Origin of the sequence: Streptomyces sp. NPDC058646, assembly GCF_042716875.1 — a bacterium.
Classification (GTDB): Bacteria; Actinomycetota; Actinomycetes; order Streptomycetales; family Streptomycetaceae; genus Streptomyces.
In genome coordinates this window covers 167,209-177,737 of record NZ_JBHXRK010000017.1, presented here as the reverse complement: position 1 = coordinate 177,737, position 10,529 = coordinate 167,209, and the positions used below count along the sequence as shown (strand labels likewise).

Sequence of the window (10,529 nt, the reverse complement as noted above, 5' to 3'; positions counted from 1 at the left end):
CGTGCGCGGGGGGGGGGGGGGCCGGGGGCCGCGCCCCCCCCCCCCCGGCCCCCTCTCCGTGCGCCCAGCGGGCTGCGGTCTCAGCCGAAGACCGGGCCGGTGAACTTCTCGCCCGGGCCCTGGCCCGGCTCGTCCGGGACGAGGGAGGCCTCGCGGAACGCCAGCTGGAGCGACTTCAGGCCGTCCCGCAGCGGGGCTGCGTGGAAGGAGCTGATCTCCGTGGCGCTCGCGGTGACCAGGCCCGCCAGGGCCGTGATCAGCTTGCGGGCCTCGTCGAGGTCCTTGTGCTCGGAGTCCGGCTTGTCCAGGCCCAGGTTGACCGCCGCGGCGCTCAGCAGGTGCACGGCCACCGTGGTGATCACCTCGACGGCGGGGACGTCCGCGATGTCGCGGGTCATGGCGTCGTAGTCGGGAGCGGCGTCGGCAGCGGGGTCGGCGGAAGGGGTCGCGTCAGTCATGGGCCCCACGATATGCCGTGCGGCGGGCTTGCAACGCGGGTGCTAGTATGTACTTCGACCGGCCGGACACCTGTGTGCCCGGCCCACAAGTGGAGGCTCCGATCTCCCACCCGACCACCCTCCGGGGCGGCGGGTCACCGGTCAGGCGGTATCCATCGTTCCGTACGGACGATGGAAAGCTGCCCGATGCTGCGCCCCGCGGTTCGCACGCGGCGGTGCTCCGGTTGTTTTGGAGCCCCTGCCTGTGCCCGGCGGGGTTTTTTTGCATTCTCCCCGCCGCGGTAGGTCTGACGGAAATACACGTCAGCGGCTGTCTGCCAGGCAGCCGTGTGGTGCTACCGAGGAGGATCCATCAGCACCGAGCCCCGCATCAACGACCGGATTCGCGTTCCCGAGGTACGACTCGTCGGCCCCAGCGGCGAGCAGGTCGGCATCGTCCCGCTTGCCAAGGCGCTCGAGCTCGCGCAGGAGTACGACCTCGACCTGGTCGAGGTCGCGGCGTCCGCACGCCCGCCGGTCTGCAAGCTCATGGACTACGGCAAGTTCAAGTACGAGTCGGCCATGAAGGCCCGTGAGGCGCGCAAGAACCAGGCGCACACGGTCATCAAGGAAATGAAGCTCCGGCCGAAGATCGACCCGCACGACTATGACACCAAGAAGGGTCACGTCGTTCGGTTCCTCAAGCAGGGCGACAAGGTCAAGATCACGATCATGTTCCGTGGTCGCGAGCAGTCCCGGCCGGAACTCGGCTTCCGACTGCTGCAGCGCCTCGCGGCCGACGTCGAGGACCTCGGGTTCATCGAGTCGAACCCGAAGCAGGACGGCCGAAACATGATCATGGTCCTCGGTCCGCACAAGAAGAAGACCGAGGCGATGGCCGAAGCCCGCGAGGCGCAGGCCGCCCGCAAGGCCGAGCGCCAGGGTGTTGCCGCCACCGAGGGTGAGGCTCCTCAGGAGGACGCCGCCGACGAGGTGGAGGCACCCGCCGCGGTCGAGGCCACCGAGGCTGCCGCCGACGAGGCGCCCGCCGAGGAGTCGAACACCGAGGCCTGATTCCGGGGCAGCCCGCCTCGGATCACCGATACAACATGACGCTCCCTGAAGCCGGTCCGGCATCGGACCGGTGGGGGCGCCACCGACGAGGAGATAACGGCGCTATGCCGAAGAACAAGACGCACAGCGGTTCCAAGAAGCGCTTCAAGATCACCGGCTCCGGCAAGGTGCTCCGTGAGCGCGCCGGCAAGCGCCACCTGCTCGAGCACAAGTCGTCCCGTGTCACCCGCCGCCTGACCGGCACCGCGGAGATGGCCCCCGGCGACGCCGCGAAGATCAAGAAGCTTCTCGGCAAGTGACGTCCTCCGCTCCCCTGCCGGGAGCGGGACGTCAAGACCGGGACCCCATCGAATTCGGGCCGTGTGAAGACAACCACGGCCCCGCTACAAGGAGTTAAAAAGTGGCACGCGTCAAGCGGGCAGTAAACGCCCACAAGAAGCGCCGGGCGATCCTCGAGGCGGCCTCCGGCTACCGCGGTCAGCGTTCGCGCCTGTACCGCAAGGCCAAGGAGCAGGTCACCCACTCGCTGGTCTACAACTTCAACGACCGCAAGAAGCGCAAGGGCGACTTCCGTCAGCTGTGGATCCAGCGCATCAACGCCGCTGCCCGCCAGAACGGCATGACGTACAACCGCCTCATCCAGGGTCTGAAGGCCGCCAACATCGAGGTGGACCGCAAGATCCTCGCGGAGCTGGCCGTCAACGACGCCAACGCGTTCGCCGCGCTCGTCGAGGTCGCGCAGAAGGCGCTTCCGTCCGACGTCAACGCCCCCAAGGCCGCCGCGTAAGGCCTGGCCGGCCGCGTCAGCAGTCGGCATGCTCGGACCCGCAGGCTCCTCGCCTGCGGGTCCGAGTGCTTTCCCCGCCCCGCGGGTGCGCGCCGTCCGTGCCGCCCGCGCCGTGTGCGCCGGCACCGCCCGTCCGGCGCCCCGCGCGCTCCGTACCGCCGCGCCCCGAGGCGCCCCCGCACCCCTGAGAGAGAACCGCAGAGACCATGGCTGACCTGGGTCACCCCGCCGAGCTGATCTCCCCCCGATCCCCGCGGGTGGCCGCCGCCAGGCGCCTGGCGCGGCGCAACTTCCGCACCAAGGAGCGCCGGTTCCTCGCCGAGGGCCCGCAGGCGGTCCGCGAGGCGGTCGAGCACCGCGGCGACGGGGGCGCGTCGACCCTGATCGAGCTGTTCGCGACCGTCGAGGCCGCAGAGCGCTACGCCGACATCGTCGACGCCGCGCTGGCCTCCGGCGCCCGGGTCCACTACGCCGGCGACGACGTGCTCGCCGAGGTCTCGCAGACCGTCACCCCGCAGGGCCTCGTCGGCGTCTGCCACTTCCTGGACTCGCCCTTCGAGGACATCCTCGCGGCGCGGCCCAAGCTCGTCGCCGTCCTCGCACACGTGCGCGACCCCGGCAACGCCGGAACGGTGCTGCGCTGCGCGGACGCCGCCGGTGCGGACGCCGTGGTGCTCACCGACGCCTCGGTGGACCTCTACAACCCCAAGTCCGTACGGGCCTCCGTGGGCTCCCTCTTCCACCTGCCGGTCGCCGTCGGCGTCCCGGTGGAGCAGGCCGTCGAGGGCCTGCGCGGTGCCGGCGTACGGATCCTCGCCGCCGACGGGGCGGGCGAGGACGACCTGGACGCCGAGCTGGACGCGGGCACCATGGGCGGCCCCACCGCCTGGGTCTTCGGGAACGAGGCCTGGGGCCTGCCGGAGGAGACCAGGGCCCTGGCGGACGCCGTCGTACGGGTCCCGATCCACGGCAAGGCGGAGAGCCTGAACCTCGCGACGGCCGCCGCCGTCTGCCTCTACGCCTCGGCGCGTGCACAGCGGGCGTCCGGAGGGTGCCGCTCCGTGACCCCCAGCTAGTAATGTGGCGGCCCCGGGGCTTACTGCGCTACCCGGAGATGTGGGGTACGGGGAGATGACCGTCGGTACGAACAGCTCACCGGGGACCGCGGGAGCCGCGGACGCGGCCGAGCGGCGGTCCCAGGACGCCCCCGGACGCCCGGCAGCGCAGCCCGGGCCCGGCCCGGGTGCCCGTACCGGCGTCCCGGCACAGGGGAGCGGCCCGCACGCGGGGGACGTCCCGGGACGCCCCTCCGGCGAGGGTCCCGGTTTCGGGATCGACCCCGACGACCTGCCCGACGGGCTCGTCGTCGCCGACGGCAGCGGGCGCGTCATCTGCTTCAACCGGGCCGCGGCCCGGATGACCGCCACCGACCCCCGTCAGGCGCTCGGCGCGGCCATCGACCGGGCCCTGCCGCTGGAGGACCTGGACGGCCGCCGCTGGTGGACGCTGACCGACCCCTACGGGGGCCTCGCCACCCGGCGCGGACAGCCCGAGCGGAACCTGCTCCTCCCCGGCGGCCGCGAGGTGCTGGTCTCCGCCCGGTACGTCCGCACGCACCCCACCGGCCCGCTGAGCCGCCTCGTGGTCACCCTGCGCGGTACCGAGGCCCGCCGCCGCACCGAGCGCAGCCACGCCGAACTGATCGCCACGGTCGCCCACGAGCTGCGCTCCCCGCTGACCTCCGTCAAGGGGTTCACCGCCACCCTGCTCGCCAAGTGGGAGCGGTTCACCGACGACCAGAAGCGGCTGATGCTGGAGACCGTCGACGCCGACGCCAACCGCGTCACCCGGCTGATCACCGAACTCCTCGACATCTCCCGCATCGACTCCGGCCGTCTGGAGGTGCGGCGCCAGCCGGTGGACATCGCCACCGCCGTCGGCCGTCACGTCCAGGCCCTCACCGCGAACGGCCAGGCCCCCGAACGCTTCCTCGTCAGCGTCAGCCACCCCCTGCCCGACCTGTGGGCCGATCCGGACAAGATCGACCAGATCCTCGGCAACCTCCTTGAAAATGCGGTGCGCCACGGTGACGGAACGGTCACCATCGACGTATCGCCGCATGAGAAGGGAACAGCCGTCACCGTGACCGACGAAGGCCCCGGAATCCCCGAGGAGTCGATGGGCCGCGTCTTCACCCGCTTCTGGCGGGGCAGCAAGCGCGGCGGCACCGGCCTGGGCCTGTACATCGTCAAAGGCATCGTGGAGGCCCACGGCGGCACCATCGCGGTCGGCCGCGGCCCCGGCGGCGGCGCCGAGTTCCGATTTATCCTGCCCGTGAGCGCACCGGCGTACCTCACGCAGTAACCCTGCGGAGCGTCTCGCCGAGCGGCCCACGGGCTCCTTCACCCCCAGCGACCTTTAGACTCGTCCTTTGGCACCTTTGTGTCTCTGTGTCGATCGGTCTGATCGCGCCGTACGGGGACCCACCAGCCAGCCATCGGAAGTACGGGAAGAGATGTCGGCACCGAACAAGTCGTACGACCCTGTCGAGGTCGAGGCACTGAAACCGGAAGAGATCGAGCGCATGCGGGACGAGGCGCTCGCCGCCTTCGCCGCCGCCGGCGACCTCGACGCGCTCCGGGAGGCGAAGACCGCGCACATGGGCGACCGCTCGCCCCTGGCGCTCGCCAACCGGGAGATCGGCGCCCTCCCGCCCCAGGCCAAGGCCGAGGCGGGCAAGCGCGTGGGACAGGCCCGCGGCGCCGTGAACAAGGCCTTCGGGGCCCGCACGGTCGCGCTGGAGGCCGAGCGCGACGAACGGGTGCTGGTCGAGGAGGCGGTGGACGTCACGCTGCCCTACGACCGCGTCCCCGCCGGCGCCCGGCACCCCCTGACCACGCTGATGGACCGCATCGCGGACATCTTCACGGCCATGGGGTACGAGGTGGCCGAAGGGCCCGAGGTCGAGGCGGAGTGGTTCAACTTCGACGCCCTCAACTTCACGCCCGACCACCCGGCCCGCCAGATGCAGGACACCTTCTTCGTCCAGGGGCCCCAGGGCACCGAGGGCGACGAGTCCGGTGTCGTGCTGCGCACCCACACCTCCCCGGTGCAGGCGCGCTCGCTGCTGGAGCGCAAGCCCCCCGTCTACATCGTCTGCCCGGGCCGGGTGTACCGCACCGACGAGCTCGACGCGACGCACACCCCGGTCTTCCACCAGGTCGAGCTGCTCGCCGTGGACGAGGGCCTGACCATGGCGGACCTCAAGGGCACCATGGACCACATGGTCCAGGAGCTGTTCGGCGAGGGCACCACGACGCGCCTGCGCCCGCACTTCTTCCCCTTCACCGAGCCGTCCGCCGAGATGGACATGCAGTGCTACGTGTGCCGCGGCGAATCGGTGGGCAACCCCGACCGCCCGTGCCGTACCTGTTCCAGCGAGGGCTGGATCGAGCTGGGCGGCTGCGGCATGGTCAACCCCAAGGTGCTGACCGCCTGTGGTGTGGACCCCGAGAAGTACAGCGGGTTCGCCTTCGGATTCGGCATCGAGCGGATGCTGATGTTCCGGCACAACGTCGAAGACATGCGAGACATGGTCGAGGGTGACGTCCGTTTCACCCGGCCGTTCGGGAGTGAGATCTGATGCGCGTCCCGCTTTCCTGGCTGCGGGAGTACGTCGACCTCCCCGCGGGTGAGACCGGCCGTGACGTGGCCGCCAAGCTGGTCGACGCCGGCCTCGAGGTCGAGACCGTCGAGCAGCTCGGCGGAGGGCTCAAGGGCCCGCTCGTCGTCGGCCAGGTGCTGACCATCGAGGAGCTGGAGGGCTTCCGCAAGCCGATCCGCTTCTGCACCGTCGACGTCGGCGCCGCCAACGGCACCGGCGAACCGCAGGAGATCGTCTGCGGCGCCCGGAACTTCGCCGTCGGCGACAAGGTCGTCGTGGTCCTGCCCGGCGCCGTGCTGCCCGGCGACTTCGCGATCGCCGCGCGCAAGACGTACGGCCGGACCTCGCACGGCATGATCTGCTCCGGCGACGAGCTGGGCATGGGCGACGACGGCACGCACGGCATCATCGTGCTGCCGCCGGAGTACGAGGCCGGCACCGACGCGATCGAGCTGCTCCAGCTCGTCGACGAGGTCCTCGACATCGACATCACCCCGGACCGCGGCTACTGCATGTCCCTGCGCGGCATCGCCCGTGAGGCGGCGACCGCGTACGGCCTGCCGCTGCGCGACCCGGCGCTGCTCGACGTCCCCGCGCCGAACGCGTACGGCTACCCGGTCCAGGTCGACGACCCGGCCGGCTGCGACCGCTTCACCGCCCGCACGGTGACCGGCCTCGACCCCGACGCGCGCTCCCCGATCTGGCTGACCCGCCGCCTGCAGAAGGCGGGCATGCGCCCGATCTCGCTCGCCGTCGACATCACCAACTACGTGATGCTGGAGCTCGGCCAGCCCCTGCACGCCTACGACCGCTCGCGGATCGACGGCGCCATCGGCGTCCGCCGGGCCGAGCAGGGCGAGAAGTTCACCACCCTCGACGGGGTCAGGCGCACGCTCGACGCCGAGGACCTGGTGATCACCGACAGCAGCGGGCCGATCGGCCTCGCCGGCGTCATGGGCGGCGCCGACACCGAGATCGCCGACTCCGTCACCGACCCCGAGACCGGCCGGGTCACGGGGACGACGGAGGTCGTGATCGAGGCCGCGCACTTCGACGCCGTGTCGATCTCGCGCACCGCCCGCCGCCTGAAGCTCTCCTCCGAGGCCTCCAAGCGCTTCGAGCGGGGCGTCGACCCGCAGGCCGCCGCTGCGGCCGCGCAGCGCACCGTCGACCTGCTGGTGCTGCTCGCGGGCGGCACCGCCGAGGCCGGCGTCACCGAGTTCCTCGCCCCGGGCGCCCCGCGCACCGTCGCGATGAGCGCGGACCACCCCGACCGGGTCGCGGGCATGGACTACGGCCGCGAGACCGTCGTCCGCCGCCTCCAGGAGATCGGCTGCGACGTCTACGGCCAGGACGAGCTCGTCGTCACCGTCCCGTCGTGGCGGCCCGACCTCGCCGAGCCCAACGACCTCGCCGAAGAGGTCATCCGGCTGGAGGGCTACGGGAACCTCCCGTCGACGCTTCCGCAGGTGCCCTCCGGCCGCGGCCTGACCGCGCGCCAGCAGCTGCACCGCCGGGTCGGCCGCGCGCTGGCCGGCGCGGGCTACGTCGAGGCGCTGAGCTACCCGTTCCTCGGCGAGCAGGTCTTCGACCAGCTCCAGCTGCCCGCGCACGACGCGGCCCGCCAGGTCGTCAAGCTGGTCAACCCGCTCTCCGACGAGGAGCCGGCGCTGCGCACCACGCTGCTGCCGGGCCTGCTGGGCGCGCTGCGCCGCAACGACAGCCGGGGCAGCCACGACCTCGCGCTCTTCGAGACCGGTTCGGTCTTCCTCGCCGGCCCGCAGCCGGGCGTCGCCGTACGGCTGCCCGTCGACCGGCGTCCCACGGACGAGGAGATCGACACCCTGAACGCGGCCCTGCCCGCGCAGCCGCGGTACGCCGCGGTCGTGCTGGCCGGCGGCCGCGAACAGGCCGGCTGGTGGGGCAAGGGCCGCCCGGCCGACTGGGCGGACGCCGTCCAGGCCGCACGCGCGCTGGCCGCCGAGGCCGGTACGGAGCTGGTCGTGCGCCAGGGCCAGTACGGCCCCTGGCACCCGGGCCGCTGCGCCGAGCTGGTCGTCACCCTCGACGGCGTCGAGCAGGTCATCGGCCACGCCGGTGAGCTGCACCCGCGCGTGGTCAAGGCGATGGGCCTGCCGGCCCGCACCAGCGCGATGGAGCTCGACCTCGACCGCCTCGCGGCGGCCGGCGGCGAGGGGCTCCAGGCGCCCCGGATCTCCTCCTTCCCGGTGGCGACCCAGGACGTGGCGCTGATCGTGGACGCCTCCGTCCCGGCCTCGGACGTGGAGGCGGCCCTGCGCAAGGGTGCGGGGGAACTCCTCGAATCGCTGCGGCTGTTCGACGTGTTCACCGGTGAGCAGGTCGGCGAGGGCAAGAAGTCCCTGGCGTACGCGCTGCGCTTCCGCGCGACCGACCGCACGCTGACCGCCGAGGAGTCCACGGCCGCGCGCGACGCGGCGGTGGCCCTGGCGGGCGAGCGGACCGGGGCGGTGCTGCGCGGCGCGTAACCGCGTACCGCAGGCCTGTGCCAGGCCGGCAGGGGGCGTATCCGGAGCACCGGGTACGCCCCCTGTGCCGTGCCGGGTCCGAAGGACCCCCAGCGCACCCGTTCGGTGAGCACGCCGACGGCCCGTGCGTGTGCACCGGGTGGTCGGCGGGCGGTTCTTCCCCCTCGGCCGCGTCCTGGAGGAGGAGGCGGCGCGCTCGCGCGCGCGGCTGGTCGCGCGCGTGCACGCCGCACTGCTCCGGCACACCGGCGGGCGACTCGCCGACGATGCCGCCCTGCTGGTGCTCCGCGACGACAGGCCCTGACCGATGCGGCGGCCGGTCCTTCCGGTCCGGCCGGCCCGCTCGGCCCGGGTCTGTCCGGTCTGTTCGCCCGAACCGCGCACCGGGCCCTGGTGGGTGGGCCCGGCGCGCGTTCGGCCCGGTCCCTGCCGCGGCCCGGCGACCAACCGGACACCGGCGGGACCGGCACACGCCGCCCGCCTGCCGTGGAGTGTCGGGCAGACAGCAGAACGGGCGGCGCGGTGACGGGTCGTCGCACTGTACGAGGGGGAGCCGACGACCCGAGCTGCCTCTTGGCGAGGCTCTTCAGTGAACCGCCGAACGGCCCTCGCGCGGCAGGGTGCGTATCGCATTTATGCGCGTACGCGGTTCACACCCCGTGTGAACCGCGCACCCACTAGCCTGAGAACGACGAGCCCCGGGGAGCGGCCCATGCAGCCCAATGTCCTGCTCGACGCCCTCCTCGCCGAGGCGGGCATGTCCCACGCCGGACTCGCCGCGTACGTGAACCAGGCGGGCCGGACCCGAGGGCTCGCCCTGCGCTACGAACACACGGCGGTGGCCCGCTGGCTGAGGGGCCAGCGGCCGCGCGGCCAGGTGCCCGACCTGATCTGCGAGGTGCTCGGCGGCCGGCTGCGGCGCCCCCTGGGACTGGACGACATCGGGCTCGGCATGCCGGACGGGCCGGGCTCCTCGCACGCCTCACCGCTCAGCGGGTTCGTCGACCGGGCCGCCGCCCTGTGGCGTTCGGACGAGCAGGGCCGGCCCCAGCTGCTCACCGCCGGGGCCGTCACCGGCACGTCCGCGGTCATCCCGGTCTGGGAGTGGGAGAACCCGCCCGAGGACGCCGACGTCTCCCGCGAAGGCCCGTACCGGATCGGGCCGGAGCACATCGAGGTCCTGCGGGCGGCCCGCGCCCACTACGAGCTGATGTACCGCCGCGCCGGGGGCGTGGCCACCCGCGCCAGGATCGTCCGCTTCCTCGGCAGCGAGACCGCGCCCATGCTGCGCGGGAGCTACCCCGACGCGCTCGGGCGCCGGCTGCACCGCGCCACCGGGTCCCTGGTGGCGGTGGCGGGCATCTGCGCGTACGACTCGGACGCGCACGGCCTGGCCCAGCGCTACTTCCACCAGGCCCTGCGCCTGGCCAAGGCCAGCGGCGACCGGGGACTCGGGGCCTACGTGATCGCGCTGCTCGTCAACCAGTCCCTGCACCTGCGCGAGTACCGCCAGGCCGTCGCCTTCGCCGAGGCGGCCCTGCGCGCCGCGGGCCGGCACACCACCCCGGCCCTGGCCGCCGACCTGTACGCCATGCAGGCCAAGGCGTACGCGCAACTCGGCGACAGCGGGGCCGCACTGGGCTGCATCCGCAGCGCGGAGGCGGCCGCCGACCGGATCCGGCCCGGCACCGAGCCCGACGAGACCGGCTACGTCCAGCCGGGGCTCGTCAACGTCCAGGTGGCGCAGGCGCTGCTGAGCATGGGGGAGCTCGACGCGGCCCACGAGCAGGCGACGGCAGCGGTCGGCACCCCGGCGCACGACCGGGGCCGGGTGCACCGGCTGGCGATGCTGTGCGAGATCCAGCTGCGGCAGGGGGAGGCGGACCGGGCGGTGGCCGCCGCGGCCGAAATGGCCGAGCGGGCCAAGGGGATGGAGTCGCTGCGGCTGCGCGACCGGCTCAGGGCGGTCCGCGAACAGCTGCTGACCAGTGGCTGCTCGGGCGCGGAGGAGACCGCGCAGCTGATCGACGGGGCGCTGCGCGTTCCCCTGTGAGGCCGTG

10 protein-coding genes are annotated in these 10,529 nt (G+C 72.9%); 9 read left to right on the top strand and 1 reads right to left on the bottom strand.

The genetic code is table 11. The features are described from left to right. Positions 1–80: 80 nt before the first annotated feature. Positions 81–458: a DUF1844 domain-containing protein gene (locus tag ACFWUZ_RS21960; protein ID WP_384375283.1), complete on the bottom strand. Its 378-nt coding sequence runs from the start codon at positions 456–458 to the stop codon at positions 81–83. A 327-nt stretch (positions 459–785) separates the two neighbouring features. Here ACFWUZ_RS21960 and infC point away from each other — a divergent pair, with 327 nt between their 5' ends. From infC to ACFWUZ_RS21915, 9 genes are all read left to right on the top strand, one after another. Beyond that, positions 786–1,511 carry a translation initiation factor IF-3 gene (gene infC, locus ACFWUZ_RS21955; RefSeq protein ID WP_384375280.1) on the top strand — a complete coding sequence of 242 codons (726 nt, stop codon included), beginning with the start codon at positions 786–788 and terminating at the stop codon, positions 1,509–1,511. Between the two features lie 104 nt (positions 1,512–1,615). Next, positions 1,616–1,810 (top strand): 50S ribosomal protein L35, encoded by a 195-nt coding sequence (rpmI, locus tag ACFWUZ_RS21950; RefSeq protein WP_030387121.1) that lies wholly within the window; start codon positions 1,616–1,618, stop codon positions 1,808–1,810. 101 nt (positions 1,811–1,911) lie between these two features. Continuing rightward, the gene (gene rplT, locus ACFWUZ_RS21945; protein WP_267722706.1) at positions 1,912–2,298 is read left to right on the top strand and encodes a 50S ribosomal protein L20; all 387 of its coding nucleotides are present in this window, start codon (positions 1,912–1,914) and stop codon (positions 2,296–2,298) included. 215 nt (positions 2,299–2,513) lie between these two features. Continuing rightward, a complete protein-coding gene (locus tag ACFWUZ_RS21940; RefSeq protein ID WP_384375301.1) occupies positions 2,514–3,374 on the top strand; it encodes a TrmH family RNA methyltransferase in 861 nt (286 codons plus the stop codon). Positions 3,375–3,429: 55 nt separating this feature from the next. Further along, on the top strand, positions 3,430–4,662 hold the full coding sequence (locus ACFWUZ_RS21935; RefSeq protein WP_384375277.1) for an ATP-binding protein: 1,233 nt from the start codon (positions 3,430–3,432) through the stop codon (positions 4,660–4,662). A 151-nt stretch (positions 4,663–4,813) separates the two neighbouring features. Then, on the top strand, positions 4,814–5,941 hold the full coding sequence (gene pheS, locus ACFWUZ_RS21930; RefSeq protein WP_384375274.1) for a phenylalanine--tRNA ligase subunit alpha: 1,128 nt from the start codon (positions 4,814–4,816) through the stop codon (positions 5,939–5,941). Beyond that, positions 5,941–8,469, top strand: coding sequence for a phenylalanine--tRNA ligase subunit beta (pheT, locus tag ACFWUZ_RS21925; protein ID WP_384375271.1), 2,529 nt, complete (start codon positions 5,941–5,943; stop codon positions 8,467–8,469). The genes pheS and pheT overlap by 1 nt, the downstream gene beginning before the upstream one ends. A 124-nt stretch (positions 8,470–8,593) precedes the next feature. After that, the gene (locus tag ACFWUZ_RS21920; protein ID WP_384375268.1) at positions 8,594–8,773 is read left to right on the top strand and encodes a hypothetical protein; all 180 of its coding nucleotides are present in this window, start codon (positions 8,594–8,596) and stop codon (positions 8,771–8,773) included. Between the two features lie 408 nt (positions 8,774–9,181). Continuing rightward, complete coding sequence (locus ACFWUZ_RS21915) at positions 9,182–10,522, top strand: transcriptional regulator (RefSeq protein WP_384375265.1); 1,341 nt, start codon at positions 9,182–9,184, stop codon at positions 10,520–10,522. Positions 10,523–10,529 lie beyond the last annotated feature (7 nt).